We start from the raw sequence: 15,143 nt of genomic DNA, 5'->3' as shown, positions 1-15,143 counted from the left end.
CTTTATGATTCCACAGTCCATTAACCCTCACGAAGTTCAAGGAGTAGAAGATATGGACGACAAAACATTGCAAATGAAAAGGACAGGTATTGTAGTGGCTCTATCTATTGCTATTCACAACTTTCCAGAAGGGATAGCAACTTTCACCTCAGCACTAACTTCTCTTGATGTAGCAATACCCATCACTATCGCCATAGCTATTCATAACATTCCTGAGGGAATTGCTGTAGCAGTACCTATTTATCATGCAACAGGAAGCCGTAAAAAGGCGTTTTGGTATTCTTTTTTATCAGGATTATCTGAACCCGCTGGAGCTTTATTGGCCTATTTATTTTTAATGCATTATTGGACACCAGCAATTAACGGGATAGTTTTAGCTGCTGTATCGGGTATCATGGTATTTATTTCATTAGATGAATTATTACCAAGTGCAGAAAGATATGGAAAGCACCATTTATCTATCATTGGGCTAGTAGCTGGTATGTTTGTTATGGCGATAAGTTTGTTCTTATTTATTTAAAGTATCTAAAAACATGTTTTTAAACAGCAGAATACAGAAAGTGTAAATTGCTTTTTTTACATATATTACCGCAGATATAACACACAACCGATACACAATGAAATATTTTTTTAAGCCAGATTGGCTAGTAATCACCATTTCTTTTATTCTTCTAGCATCTATTGCGATGCTAATAAATATAACCCCATGGAATAGTTTTTGGAGCATTCTATTTTTTGCTCTAATGATTGGGATATTAGTCTATGGATTAGCAATAGTACCTATATGGGTAGAAGTGGATGATAACAAAATAAAAGTACAACAATTAATAGGTCATAAAACTTTCAGAAAAAATAAAGTAACCGTTAAACCTGTTACTAAAGATGATATAAGTGGATCTATCAGAGTGTTTGGTAGCTCGGGCTATGGCGGACATACAGGATGGTTTAGAAACAAAAGATTGGGTAAATACTTTATGCTTATTCTGAATAAGAACGAGCTGGCACTAATTGAAACAGACCAAGGGAAAAAAGTGGTTATCAACTATCCTCAAGATTTATTATAAGAAGAAAATAAGATAAAAGAACAAAGCCTCAATGAGCAATAGCCATTGAGGCTTTGTTATATACTATAAATCGATTTTCTCATTCTAACCCATACTCACACAGAGTGATAAGATTCACATTCACCTAATCATAAAGCCGTAAGGTCAGGGTCAAGACATCATCATGACACCGACATGATGATGTCATGTCGGTGTTCTTTTTATAGTAATTCTACCAAACACTAGGATAAGAAACTTTAAACTCGAAGAAGTAAATCACATTTAACATCATCACGGTTAACAGAACCCTTAGCGTATAAAGCAAAAAAAGAGTCCGATCGGACTCTTTTTTGAATACTATTTTATTGAAAGAATAACTAGTCTTAGAAGTAAACTACTTCTCTTTTAACTATAGATACTATCTTATTTTTATTCTTTTCTGTTTTTTCTATCCAGTTGTTATTTTTATCCAATTTATAAATAGTTTCAATATTAGCGTTGGGCACTCCCTTTAAATCATAAGTAACTCTATTAAACTCACGCCCAAACTTATCATAATTAATGGTATAACTGTTTATCAACGTATTATTTATCAAATCGTAAGCTTCAGCTTTTGAGATTAATCCTGATGGAGCATATTCAAACTTCTCACTCTGGACCATCTGATTGCTAGCATCATAAAAAGACAGCTCAATGGTTCTCCCTGCTTTATCAAACTTGGTAATTTGATGCTCTCCCGATTCTTTAAGAGAAGGGAAAAAGGTTGTACTTACTTTATTGCCAGCCTCATCATAAACGGTTAACAACTGATTAAGTACTGTTCCTGAAAGAGATACCGATTTAACTTCTACCAAACGACCTTTATCATCGTAATTGTAGAATTCTACATAATCTTCTCCACCTTCTAAATCAACTTTAATAAAGCTAAGTTTTGCATTATCATAACCATATATCTTCGTAGCAATAAGATCATCACCATCAAAAGAGGTTATTTTAGTAATATTCCCTTGTTTGTCAAACTGAGATTTAGTGTGAGATTGTAGATTATCATTTGCATCAAACACTTTCATACTCAACACTTCATCTTGTTCTCCTAGTCGTCCACTCTCTTTAGATTCAATATTACCATTCTCATCGTAGCTATAATACTCTACAAATTTACCTTTCTCAATCGGTTGTATTTTTGTAACAAAGAAAGTTTGTTCTTTAGAGTCTTTCAAAGTCTCCTCAACCATATTCCCCTTTTCATCATAGACCCTCACAGTTACCGATGTTTTCTCTCCTGGTATCCACTTTTTATTACTTAAAACAGGGGTAAACTCTGTCGTTTTTACAGACTTCACCTGTCCAACGAGACCTCCTTGAGTCAAATCACTAGCATAAGTATCAGATATAGCAATGCCTTCACCTATAAAGAAGAAAGCCAATGCAAGAAGTAAGTTCTTATTCATATATTTCAAATTTAATTTACGCAGATAAAGTTAGAAATCTCTTTAATATGATGATTCAATTCAGCAAAAATATTCTTTTAGAATTAAATCATTCATCAGAGTTAATAATATTATACAACAAATGTATTACAGAGTTGTTCTCTTTTTTCAATAGGTTAAACTCAATCTAAAAAACAAAGTTCTACGTTTTTGAGTTTCGTCATACAACCTTTCATTTAAATTATCCCACTGCTCTGCATTATATTTAAAGAAACCATAGCCTATCGAGGGAGTTAAAGTACAATTACCTAAATCGAACAACTGATAACCAAGAGTTAATTCCCATAGAAGCTTAGGATCTATATGGCTTTGATTAGAAACTAGAGAAGTACCCACATTCGCACTTATATACAAGTTTTCATTTATACGGGTAATTGGATGAAATCGTACATCAATAAAAATAGGAACAAGGTTTATTCTTGGGTCTGAGTAAGTAGCTACTCCTACTCCCGTACCTATTGAAAAGTTTTTTGTAAGATAATAGCCGAAGACAGTACGTAAATCAAGTGCCTGCATCTTTGTATCACCACCATATTTCTGATGATATAACCCACCTTTATCGGAGAGTGTTAACCCATAACTTAATTCAACTCCACCCCAAAAGCCTTTTTTTAGATATTGAGCTTTTGCTACACCACAAAATAGGAGTAAAGTTGTTAAAAGTAGTAGACTTCTTTTCATAAACATAATTTCTTTATACACGAAGATAAGCATTCTTGATTGGAGACAAGAATAATTAGTCTGCTTTTAGAAACTTTACAGACATAATTATTACAATAGACATATAACAATTCATGTTCACAGCTATACACAAAAAAAGGAGAATGCTAGCATTCTCCTTTGTATCTTATATTTAGATTTAATTACAAACCTTTTTCTGATAAATATCTTTCTACTTCTAAAGCTGCTTGACAACCTGTTCCTGCAGCAGTAATTGCCTGACGATAATGTGGATCAGCCACATCACCTGCAGCAAATACCCCAGGTACAGAAGTTTTTGGAGTTTTACCTATGGTTTCAATATATCCCACTTCATCGGTTTGAAGGTAAGGTTTGAAGATATCTGAATTTGGTTTATGACCAATAGCCAAGAAGAAACCATCAATAGGCAAGTCATATCTTTCTTCATCTGATTCACCCATTCTCTTTACTAGGTTTACACCCTCTACGCCATTATCTCCAAATAGTCCTACAGCATTATGCTCAAACAGTACTTCTACTTTAGGATTGTTCTTTACTCTATCCTGCATTATTTGAGAAGCACGCAAGAAAGGTTTACGAACAACCAAATACACTTTAGAAGCTAAACCAGCCAAGTATAGCGCTTCTTCGCAAGCAGTATCACCACCACCCACTACAGCAACGACTTTCTTTCTATAGAAGAAACCATCACAAGTAGCACAAGCACTAACACCCATGCCCATATATTTTTGTTCATCTTCTAGGCCTAGGTATTTAGCAGTAGCACCAGTAGCTATAATTAGAGTATCTGCTTCAATAACCTTTTCTTCGTCGATAGTTACTTTGTATGGAGCCTTCGATAAATCTGCTTTAGTAGCTAAACCAAAGCGTATATCTGCACCAAAACGTTCTGCCTGTTTTTTCAAATCTTCCATCAACTCAGGACCAGTAATTCCTTCAGGGTAACCTGGGAAGTTTTCAACTTCAGTAGTAGTTGTCAACTGACCACCAGGTTGAAGTCCTTCATATAATACAGGTTTTATATCTGCACGTCCAGCATAAATAGCTGCAGTATAACCTGCAGGACCTGAACCAATAATTAAGCATCTTACTTTTTCAATATCTGCCATATCTTATTATCTTTTAATTATGTATTAACGTAAATCAATTATATCCGCATCGGGGTAATCTTCGCTATTAAAACGGAATAGTGCATCTGAAAGTTTGATACCTTTGGAGAACTCTTTTATTTGAATTTTTGCAATTCTATTATCCTTTGTCATTACTTCTAATAAATTAGGCTCATAAGATGTCTGGTTAATCCACACTTTAATCTGCTGGTAATTGCGAGTTTTATCTTGAGCTTTCAGTATAACCTCAATTGCTCCATTTTTCACATTACCAGATAAAGAATACGAATATCCTTTCTTGTAAAGTTTTAAAAGTTGATAAGGATTAATTTCTTGTAACTCCTCTTCAGTAGGCTCAGAAACATTAACCTCTTCCATTTCAAAGATTAAGCTCCACTGATATTTGCCATCATACCAAGTCTTCATTTCACTTGTTTCGAGAACAAATTTTTCTCCTTTAAGATATAATACACCTTTGGTATCACCCTCCATTATTCCTCCTTTATATGTAGATGAATAGAAAGATGTCTTAATGCCACCCTCTTTTTGAAGTAAAGCAGTAGCATTATCCAATAGATACTTTGCATCCTTATTCTTTTGAGAATAAACGCCAAGGAAAGGAAGTAGTAGTGTTAGTGTCAATATCAGCCTTTTCATATGCTTATCTATAACGATTCTTGTTAATTAATTGTTCAAACGTTGGTCTAATTCCATCTCGTCTTGACAAAATACCTGGCGTGCTTTACTTCCCTCACTTGGACCAACTATACCCATCTTTTCCAATTGGTCCATAATTCGTCCAGCTCTATTGTATCCTATAGAAAACTTCCTTTGAATTAAAGAAGTTGAACCTTGTTGATGAATAACAATCATACGAGCTGCATCTTCAAAAAGGGGGTCTAAACGAGCAGGATCAACCTCTCCCATTGCTGCTTTACTCTCTTCGCTAGTATATTCTGGTAGATAAAATGGAGTAGTATAGCCTTGTTGCTGAGCAATATATTTAGTAATATTCTCAACTTCTGGAGTGTCAATAAAAGCACATTGTACACGGATTGGATCAGAACCCTGAAGATACAACATATCTCCTTTTCCGATTAACTGATTAGCTCCTGGTCTGTCAAGAATGGTTCGTGAGTCGGTCATTGAAGATACCCTAAATGCAACACGAGCAGGGAAGTTTGCCTTAATTGTACCTGTTATGATATTAGTTGTTGGACGTTGCGTAGCAATTACCATATGAATACCCACAGCACGAGCCAACTGAGCAATACGAGCAATAGGCAATTCAATCTCTTTACCTGCTGTCATAATTAAATCTCCAAACTCATCAATAACGACAACAATATAAGGCATATACTTATGTCCCTTCTCTGGGTTCAATTGACGATTTATAAACTTTTCGTTGTACTCTTTGATATTACGAACTTTAGCAGCTTTCAGTAAATCATATCTACCATCCATTTCAACACACACCGAATTTAAAGTTTGTACAACCTTAGTAACATCAGTTATAATCGGTTCTTCAGCATCTGGCAACTGAGCTAGATAATGATGCTTTATTGCTGAATAAATACTAAACTCAACTTTCTTTGGGTCGATCAATACAAATTTCAGTTCAGCGGGATGTTTTTTATAGAGTAAAGAGGTTATCATGGTATTTAATCCGACAGACTTACCTTGTCCTGTAGCACCAGCCACCAATATATGTGGCATTTTACATAAGTCAACTACAAATACTTCATTCGTTATCGTTTTACCAAAAGCCACAGGAAGCTCATAATTGCAAGTTTGAAACTTTTTACTACCGATAATAGATTGACCTGATACTACTTTCGGATTTTCATTTGGCACTTCTATCCCAATTGTACCCTTACCTGGAATCGGTGCAATAATACGAATACCAAGTGCAGCCAAACTTAAAGCAATATCGTCTTCTAGATTTCTAATCTTAGATATTCTCACCCCTTGTGCTGGTGTTATTTCATAGAGAGTAACCGTAGGACCAACAGTCGCTTTTATAGAAGTTATCTCAATATCAAAACTTCGTAGAGTAGAAATAATTTTATTTTTATTCATATTCTGCTCTTCCATATTGACATTAGGATCATTGTTTTCAAAATGCTTCATTAAGTCTAAGGTTGGAAACTTAAATCCTTCTAAATCCAGCTTAGGATTATATGGTTGATCTAAAGAACCTCTGTATAAATCATCTTTAGCAGCTTCTACCTCAAAAGCTGGTTCAGCGTCTTTATCTTGAGATTTACTATTCTCTTTTGGACCTTGAATAGTTCCTTTTGGAAGAGAATGCTCTATGATTTCTTCCACCTTTTCTTCTATAACTAGTTCTATCTTATCTTTATCCGACTTTGACAACTCTAAAGATTCTTCATCAGCAGATGTGTTTAGCTCCATTTCTAAAGAATCATTTTCATTTAGAGTAGCCTCTTTGTCTGTATTATTTTCCTCTTTCGTTTGATTCTCATCTTCAAACTCATCGGAATCATCAGCCTCATCCACAGAGTTATCTGATTTATCTTTTTTCTTTCGTTTGATATTAGGAATATACTTCCCAGAAAAGAAGTCACGAATCTTATTGATGTATTTTTTATTGAAGAAGATTAAAATATACAAAGCAGAAATAATAAATAGAAGGAGAATACCACCTGTACCAATCTGCGACTCGATCCAAAGACTTACATTATAGCCATGCAGTCCGCCAAGATAGATGAAGGAATCTTGATAAGCCTCGTAAAAGAAATAACCAAAGAATAATGAAAACCAGAGTAAGAGCATGGTACAACCAAAAAACCAGCGCCACATATTTAGCTTTCGAACCTTCATCATACGAATACCGGCAGCACCTAAAAAGGCTATAATAAAAATTGAAGCGACACCAAAGCTATTATTAATTAACCAATATGCTAATTGTGCACCTCTAGCTCCTCCCATATTTTTAATTCCATTATCAGTTGAGTTCAAATCTGAACTTGCACTATCCAAGATACTTTGATCAGCACCTCCTGTGATAAAAAAAGACAAATAGGGTATAAGAAGATACAAGGCAAACATAATAAGGAATAGTCCTATAATAAAACTTACTATTTCATTTTTTAATATTGCCTTGATTTTATGTAACATAGAGGTTGACTCTATCGTATTCTCATCATTCGAAAAATCTGTCATTGTCGATTTATGTTAGGGATTATGTTAGTACAAAAGTAGTAAATAAATAAGATACAATCTTTATTTTGATAAAGACAAATAATGTACAGAAAAGGAAGTTTATAAAAATAGATTTATTCCATCAATATGAAGTATTTTTTCTAAAAAACAGAATGAACAGAGTTAAAGCGATTCGCTTTTTATTAGCTATCATTACTTTTTGCTACCTTTGCATGATTAAATAAAAACATCCATGGAAAAGGAAAATCAAGTAATTTTTGATAAAAACGTTATAGAGTTTGTTACTGTAGCAGCTGAGACCTGTGGTTTCCTTGAAAGAGCAGAAAGCCTAGAAAGAGAAGAGTTTGTTGACACAGCCTTAAAGCTACTTCCTCTACTTTACTTAAAAGCAAGCCTTCTTCCTCCTTTTACAAGTCTTGAAGAACAATATTTAGAGACTTATGTGACCGAAGAAAGCTATGAGATATTGAGAATAAATATAGCTTCTGTTCTTGCAGAAAAAGATGATTACCTAGAGGTATTCCTTCCTGATATGCAATATAGCGATACTCCTATCAAAAAGAACATCTCAGAAGATTTAGCTGATATCTACCAAGATATTAGAAACTTTGTGTTTATCTTTCAACTTGGTCTAAATGAAACAATGCATGATGCTTTAGTCCAATGCCAGCAACATTTCGCTAGTTTTTGGGGACAACGTCTTGTTAACACTTTAAGAGCATTGCACGATGTAAAGTATCAAACAACTAATCCAGAGGATGCAGACCAAGATTTTTATAACACAGAAGAAGACTTCTATTAATTGATGAAAAGTAAAAAACGGAATGATTATACATCGAAGCATTACTAAAGAGCAGATAAAACAACTTCCACAAGCGAAATTTCCTGGAGCCATAGAGGTTATTCAAACCAAAGGTGCAACCAGCAAAGCTATAGAAATTCTAAATGCACAGACTATTCTGGGTATAGATAGTGAAACAAGACCTGCATTCGTGAAAGGGAAATCGTATAAAGTTGCTCTTTTACAAATATCAACTGACAATATCTGTTTCTTATTCAGATTGAATAAGCTCGGATTAGTTCCAGAACTTATTGAATTATTGGAGAATCCCAATATCAAAAAGATAGGCTTATCACTACGTGATGATTTTATGATGCTTCGTAAAAGGGCTTCTTTTAAACAAGAAAACTGCATCGACTTACAAGAGTACGTAAAGCACTTTGGTATTAAAGATAAAAGCCTTCAGAAAATATATGCCATCTTATTCAAAGAGAAAATATCTAAAGCTCAACGTTTATCTAATTGGGAAGCTGTAGAATTAACAGATGCTCAGCAACGCTATGCTGCCACAGACGCTTGGAGTTGCTTACGCATCTACAACTTTTTAGAAGAACTAAAACAGTCGGGAGACTATATAGTTAAACCAGAAGTACCAACAGAGCAAATAATAAAAGACTAATTTGTCCATACCATATTAATTTTTACGCAAGAATTATGACAACACATAAAGTGTTTTTAAAACCCAAAAAAGAACAATCTCTTAATCGCTTTCATCCGTGGATTTTTTCTGGAGCTATCGCTCATATGGAAGGAAAACCAGAAGAAGGTGATGTCGTAGATGTATTTACAGCATCTAATGAATTTATCGCAAAAGGACATTATCAAATAGGCAGCATTGCCATTCGTGTTTTAAGCTTTCAAGATGAGGCTATTGATGACCATTTTTGGATTAATCGCATTCAAACAGCTTATAATGTAAGAAAAGCTGTAGGCTTAGCTCATAACCCCCATAATAATACATTTCGTCTTATACATGGAGAAGGAGATTTCTTGCCTGGTTTGATTGTCGATGTGTATGATGAAACAGCTGTGCTTCAAGCCCACTCAGTAGGAATGCACTACATGCGTAATATCTTAGCTGAAACTATTATCAAAGTAATGGACGGAGCTGTAAAAAACATCTATTATAAATCAGAAACAACATTACCTTTCAAAGCTGAATTAGATCCTACAGATGGTTTTCTTATTGGTGGAGATAAAAACAACATTGCAATAGAAAATGGTTTAAAATTCCATGTTGACTGGCTAAAAGGACAAAAGACGGGCTTCTTTGTTGACCAAAGAGAAAACAGATCTTTACTTGAAAAATACTCTAAAGATCGCTCGGTACTAAATATGTTCTGTTACACAGGAGGATTTTCATTCTATGCTATGCGTGGTGGTGCTAAAGTTGTCCACTCGGTAGATAGCTCGGCTAAAGCAATTGACTTAACCAACGAAAACATCTCATTAAACTTTGGTGAAGACGAAAGACATAAAGCCATAGCTGAAGATGCATTTAAGTATCTTGATAGAATGGGCAATCAATATGACTTAATCGTTTTGGATCCTCCAGCTTTTGCTAAACATCGAAAAGCTCTTCGTAATGCACTTCAAGGATATAGAAAAATCAATGCAAAAGCCCTAGAAAAAATACAACCTGGAGGTATATTATTTACATTCTCTTGTTCTCAAGTAGTATCTAAAGACGACTTTAGAACGATGGTATTCTCGGCTGCAGCCATGTCGGGTAGAAAAGTTAGAATTTTACACCAACTTACTCAACCTGCTGATCATCCAGTGAGCATCTACCATCCCGAAGGAGAATATCTTAAAGGACTCGTACTATACGTAGAATAAATATTTAAATCTATTAAAACCGTTAAGCATAGTTAAACAAATACAGATATCAAGTTATTTGTTATGTTTTATAACATAAAGTCCATATATTTGCAACTGTGTTTTTCATGGTATTAGATTTAAGGTTTACAAAGATTGGTTGTCGGGAGACAATCAATTTTTTTTTTGCCCTTTTCTAAAGACTTTCCACCTTTTCTCAATAGTATTTTAAAAAGAGCAGACTCATCATGACACCGACATGATGATAACATATCGGTGTCAAAGTAGCCTCTTATCGGTGTCATGATAAGACTATGATTCTTATCTATATTCTCTTTATCTTTTCACTTCACAACATGATATTCACTAAAACAGAGACTCTTTTAGATAGACTTTATTATCAGTAACGACCTACTCTAAATGGATAATAGCCTCCCTACACAAATTAAATAATCGTTGATTAAGCAACTAAAAAACAAGTATCGCATTAATTCACAATGATACTTTTTTAAGCTATATCCATTCACACTATTACATTTTAAATAAAACCGATTTACACACAAAGCAAGCTTTATAAAGATATCAAGCACCAAACATCAATGTAAAAGTAAGAAACCAAAAAATAATATCGGGAATATTTCAGTTACAACTACTAAAAAATAGTGTATCTATCTAAACACATAGAAACAGCACTAAAAAGGACTTAAAAGGGTATTCTCTTAGAGAATTATTGTATACATTTGTACTAATTAAGACATTTGTTTTACTATAAATTGATATTATGAATATAAAGTATCGCTTAATAATCATGAACTTTCTACAATACGCAATATGGGGTTCATGGTTAATTTCGTTTGGAGGATACCTAAGCGGAACACTAGCTTTCTCCGGAAAAGAAATTGGAAGTTTTTATGCAACAATGGGTATTGCCTCATTATTTATGCCTGCTATTATGGGTATTATAGCAGATAGATGGGTACCTGCACAAAAGCTTTTAGGTCTAAGTCATTTGCTAAGTGCATTTTTCATATTCTTAGCAGCACAAGAAACCACGTATACACCACTGTACACATACATGCTTCTGTCAGTATTCTTTTATATGCCTACAATAGCTTTATCCAACTCTGTCGCCTACAACTCACTGAATGTCGCAGGATTAGATACGGTCAAGGCATTCCCGCCAATCAGGGTATGGGGTACTGTAGGATTTATTATAGCAATGAATGCTGTAGAAATCTTAGGCTTTACAAGCACACATGAGCAATTATATGTATCTGCTGGTTTAGGACTTATTCTTGCAGGATACTCATTCTCACTACCACACTGCCATACAGCAAAACCTGGTGCTCAACAATCATGGATTGAAGCTATGGGTTTAAAAGCCTTCTCCTTGTTTAAGCAAAAGAAGATGGCTATTTTCTTTATTTTCTGTATGCTTCTTGGAGTATCACTACAAATTACTAACGCCTTTGCCAATGACTACCTAACACAACACTTTGGTAACATCGCTAAATATCAAGGAACATTTGGAGTTGAACACGCCAATACACTTATTTCCTTATCACAAGTTTCTGAAACTCTTTGTATCTTATTGATTCCATTCTTCTTAAAACACTTTGGTATTAAGAAAGTAATGCTTATCAGTATGGTAGCTTGGGTTTTACGTTTTGGACTACTTGGGACAGGTAACCCTGGAGAAGGAGTATGGATGTTAATCGCATCAATGCTTGTGTATGGTGTTGCATTTGACTTCTTTAATATCTCAGGTTCTTTATTTATAGACCAGGAAACAGACCACTCTATTCGTTCAAGTGCACAAGGTTTATTTATGATTATGACCAATGGTTTAGGAGCATTCATAGGATCTTATGCTGCAGGTTATATAGTAGATATTGTTGGATGGCCAAACTCTTGGTTCGTATTTGCTGTTTATGCTTTAGTAGTAGCTATATTATTTGCTATACTATTTAAATACAAACATAATCCTGAAAAAATCAATGTTTAATTATGAGTTCAGAAATCGAATTACACATCAAACAAGTATATGAAAGTCAATCAAAAGTAGGCGCTTATAGCCTACTTTTAGAGGAAAATAAGGGAAAAAGACGCCAGATTCCTATTATTATAGGTGAGAAAGAAGCTCACTCCATAATCTGTGCCATTAATGAAATCCCCAACTCACGCCCATTAACGCACGATCTAATGATTTCATGCTTTGACTTTCTAGAAGCAAAGATTAGTAAAATCCTTATTTATAAAGTTATCTCAGGTGTTTATTACTCGTATATTTATCTCAACAAAGGAGATCAATATACACGTATAGATGCTCGCACATCAGATGCTATAGCATTGGCAATAAGACTAAATACTCCAATATTTATTGAGGAGGAAATTCTTAACCAAGAATCTGTCGAAATAGTACTTGATGAAGATAGTGATGAAGACAAAAGCTCTGGAAATCCCGAGTACATCACTTTTGGCATGGAAATAAGTGAGAAAGATAAATTAGAAAATCAGTTAAAAGAGGCTATTCAAAAAGAAAACTATGAATTAGCCTCTATATTAAGAGACCAAATTGCAGATTTAGAAAAATAGAAAATGCCTATATTTTACACTCCCAATATTGATCAAATAAAAGAGCTTCCTAGTGATGAAGCAAAGCACTGTTCTAGGGTTTTAAGACTAACAGAAGGAGATCACATTACTTTAACAGATGGTAAAGGAAACTTCTATGAGGCTGAAATTACATTGACTACACCTAAAAAGTGTTTGTTCAATATTTTGGAGACTCATACTCCTACTCCACCCAAAGTGTATATTCACTTGGCCATGGGCCCAACCAAGAACATGGATAGAAATGAGTGGGTTGCTGAAAAAGCAACAGAAATAGGATTCAATGAATTTACTTTTCTAAACTGCCAGTTTTCAGAAAGAAAGATTATAAAAACAGATCGTGTTGAGAAAATACTCGTTTCTGCCATGAAGCAATCTAAAAGGGCAACATTACCTAAACTGAATGAAATGACTCCTTTTAAAACTTTTATAACTCAGCCTTTCAATGGACAAAAATTTATAGCCCACTGTTACAAAGAAGATCAAGAATTACTAAAAGAGTTGTACACCATTGGTGAAAATGCTCTTATTTTGATTGGTCCAGAGGGCGACTTTAGCCCTGAAGAAATACAACTTGCCCTAGATAACGGTTTTCAACCAATAAGTCTCGGGGATAGTCGTCTTCGCACAGAAACAGCTGCAATATTTGCTTGTAGCACTATCAATATTCTAAATCAATAATTTATTTTATAACTATGAAGAAAATTAGTTTTTACTTTCACAGCCTAGTACTTCTTTTATGCATAGGAGTGCTAACTTCATGTTCGGAAACCAAGGAATATGAATCTCTAATTTCAATTAATGAGAATAATATGGTTGTATCTATTAACTTAGAACAACTATTAACAAAATCTGACATCAAAAATCAGATTACTCCTGAAGATCAAACAGAGTTTATCAACAACATTACTTATGGATTAGAAGAAGACAGCAAACAGTTATTGAAGTCTGTGATTGATAATCCTGGAAATTCGGGATTAAATATCAAGAATAGACTGTACCTAGCAATCTCCTATGAAGGACATGAAATAGAGTCTAGCCAAGTGAGCCTATTTGCTTCAGTAGAAGATCAATCTAAATTAGAAAATCTATTTAAGACTCTTGCAAAAGAAACAGAAGACGTAACTCAGTCTGAAATAGATGGATTCAAATCATTAGCATTTAATGAAAATGAATTTCATATTTTGTATAATAAACAAATTATGATTGCTACAACTATTAAGCCAGAATCGGATGAGTTCAAAAAATTAACCCAACCAGAAAAGACTTTAAATAGTTATAACTATTACAAGGGAATCAAGAGTACTGATGATTTAGCTTTAGCATTTAGCATTAAAAATTTAAGTCAACTTAATAAACAGCTAACTGTTAATCCTGCTTCTTTAGCTTTTACAGACTCTTTTTATGACAAACTTGATAGCAGAGTGTTTCAAGTATTATCTTTAAACTTTGAGAAGGGTAAAATCGACTTAAATCAATCTATTTTTGCAGAAGAAGGAGCAGACATGACCATCTTCAAGGAAGGAGAAGAAATACTTAAAAAAGCATCCGGAGAGTTTGCTAATCATGTGGGTAAAGATCCTCTATTCTTTATGAACCTAGGTATAGATGGCACTAAACTAATGACATTTGTTGATAAGTATTTTATGACTGATGAAGAAACTAGAGAATCTATTAAAGATGATTTTGCGCAGGTTAAAGAATATATGAATCTAGTCAATGGAGATATAACATTGGCACTTAATAGCATTGATTTCAACTTTATCAGCCCAAGTGCAGATTTTTCTGTATTCTGTTCAACTAAGGGAAATACATTATACACAAAAATAGTTGAGTGGATTAAAGAAAAACCATCTTCAAGCACAGCTATCGTTGAAGAAACAGAAAACCTATTGACTCTTAGCGAAAGAGGTTTCACGATGTATCTAGGTACAGAAAATGATAGACTATTTCTAACTAGCAACGCTGAATTGGCTAAAAACCCATCAAAGGATGTTGCACCTAATATTAAAGAATCACGCTATTATACACGTAGCAAGGATGGCTATTCATATTTATCCCTTGATATCCAAGCTATCTTAGCTATACCTATCGTACAGATGGGTATGAGTAATCTAAGAGGTTTACAAAATGCAGATGTTAAAAACTTCATTATGGATTTAGATTATCTTGATGCAAAAAACAACACTCCATTAGCATCTAGCACAAGTCTTGTTTTCAAATCACAAGAAGAGAACTCTCTTAAATTATTAACCAAGTTACTTGTTCAACTTACGAAAATGTAAAAGATAAATTCTCAAATAATTTATAAGCCACCATTAATAACTTATATTAGTGGTGG

At 34.0% G+C, this 15,143-nt stretch carries 14 protein-coding genes; 9 read left to right on the top strand and 5 right to left on the bottom strand.

The features are described 5' to 3' along the window. Positions 1-520 (top strand): ZIP family metal transporter (locus K8V80_RS09725; RefSeq protein WP_276777476.1); only part of this gene is annotated, 520 nt, incomplete at its 5' end. 97 nt (positions 521-617) lie between these two features. Next, complete coding sequence (locus K8V80_RS09720; RefSeq protein ID WP_276777474.1) at positions 618-1,064, top strand: PH domain-containing protein; 447 nt, start codon at positions 618-620, stop codon at positions 1,062-1,064. Positions 1,065-1,426: 362 nt separating this feature from the next. Here K8V80_RS09720 and K8V80_RS09715 read toward each other — a convergent pair whose 3' ends face one another. From K8V80_RS09715 to K8V80_RS09695, 5 genes are all read right to left on the bottom strand, one after another. Beyond that, entirely contained in the window at positions 1,427-2,494 is a 1,068-nt protein-coding gene (locus tag K8V80_RS09715; protein WP_276777471.1) for an RHS repeat domain-containing protein, read from the bottom strand. Between the two features lie 147 nt (positions 2,495-2,641). Beyond that, positions 2,642-3,214: a hypothetical protein gene (locus K8V80_RS09710; protein WP_276777467.1), complete on the bottom strand. Its 573-nt coding sequence runs from the start codon at positions 3,212-3,214 to the stop codon at positions 2,642-2,644. Positions 3,215-3,396: 182 nt separating this feature from the next. After that, complete coding sequence (gene trxB / locus K8V80_RS09705; protein ID WP_006743404.1) at positions 3,397-4,344, bottom strand: thioredoxin-disulfide reductase; 948 nt, start codon at positions 4,342-4,344, stop codon at positions 3,397-3,399. Between the two features lie 24 nt (positions 4,345-4,368). Continuing rightward, a complete protein-coding gene (locus tag K8V80_RS09700) occupies positions 4,369-5,001 on the bottom strand; it encodes a LolA-like putative outer membrane lipoprotein chaperone (protein WP_006743405.1) in 633 nt (210 codons plus the stop codon). A 27-nt stretch (positions 5,002-5,028) separates the two neighbouring features. Beyond that, the gene (locus K8V80_RS09695; RefSeq protein WP_423773075.1) at positions 5,029-7,530 is read right to left on the bottom strand and encodes a DNA translocase FtsK 4TM domain-containing protein; all 2,502 of its coding nucleotides are present in this window, start codon (positions 7,528-7,530) and stop codon (positions 5,029-5,031) included. 232 nt (positions 7,531-7,762) lie between these two features. Here K8V80_RS09695 and K8V80_RS09690 point away from each other — a divergent pair, with 232 nt between their 5' ends. The 7 genes from K8V80_RS09690 to K8V80_RS09660 all read left to right on the top strand — a co-directional run bounded on the left by K8V80_RS09690 (position 7,763) and on the right by K8V80_RS09660 (position 15,087). After that, positions 7,763-8,332 carry a DUF5063 domain-containing protein gene (locus K8V80_RS09690; RefSeq protein ID WP_006743407.1) on the top strand — a complete coding sequence of 190 codons (570 nt, stop codon included), beginning with the start codon at positions 7,763-7,765 and terminating at the stop codon, positions 8,330-8,332. 22 nt (positions 8,333-8,354) lie between these two features. Further along, on the top strand, positions 8,355-8,990 hold the full coding sequence (locus K8V80_RS09685) for a 3'-5' exonuclease (protein ID WP_276777462.1): 636 nt from the start codon (positions 8,355-8,357) through the stop codon (positions 8,988-8,990). Between the two features lie 35 nt (positions 8,991-9,025). After that, positions 9,026-10,210, top strand: coding sequence for a class I SAM-dependent rRNA methyltransferase (locus K8V80_RS09680; protein ID WP_006743409.1), 1,185 nt, complete (start codon positions 9,026-9,028; stop codon positions 10,208-10,210). Between the two features lie 760 nt (positions 10,211-10,970). Next, positions 10,971-12,194, top strand: coding sequence for a nucleoside permease (locus K8V80_RS09675; protein WP_006743410.1), 1,224 nt, complete (start codon positions 10,971-10,973; stop codon positions 12,192-12,194). A gap of 2 nt (positions 12,195-12,196) precedes the next feature. Further along, the gene (locus K8V80_RS09670) at positions 12,197-12,784 is read left to right on the top strand and encodes a bifunctional nuclease family protein (RefSeq protein ID WP_006743411.1); all 588 of its coding nucleotides are present in this window, start codon (positions 12,197-12,199) and stop codon (positions 12,782-12,784) included. Positions 12,785-12,787: 3 nt separating this feature from the next. Next, a complete protein-coding gene (locus K8V80_RS09665) occupies positions 12,788-13,483 on the top strand; it encodes a 16S rRNA (uracil(1498)-N(3))-methyltransferase (protein WP_276777458.1) in 696 nt (231 codons plus the stop codon). Between the two features lie 14 nt (positions 13,484-13,497). Beyond that, entirely contained in the window at positions 13,498-15,087 is a 1,590-nt protein-coding gene (locus K8V80_RS09660) for a DUF4836 family protein (protein ID WP_276777455.1), read from the top strand. The last annotated feature ends 56 nt before the right edge of the window (positions 15,088-15,143 follow it).

Source organism: Bacteroides coprosuis, from assembly GCF_020741705.1.
Lineage (GTDB): Bacteria > Bacteroidota > Bacteroidia > Bacteroidales > Bacteroidaceae > Bacteroides_E > Bacteroides_E coprosuis.
Note: the sequence above shows the minus strand (reverse complement) of the source record. Positions and strands in the feature narration are given on the sequence as shown.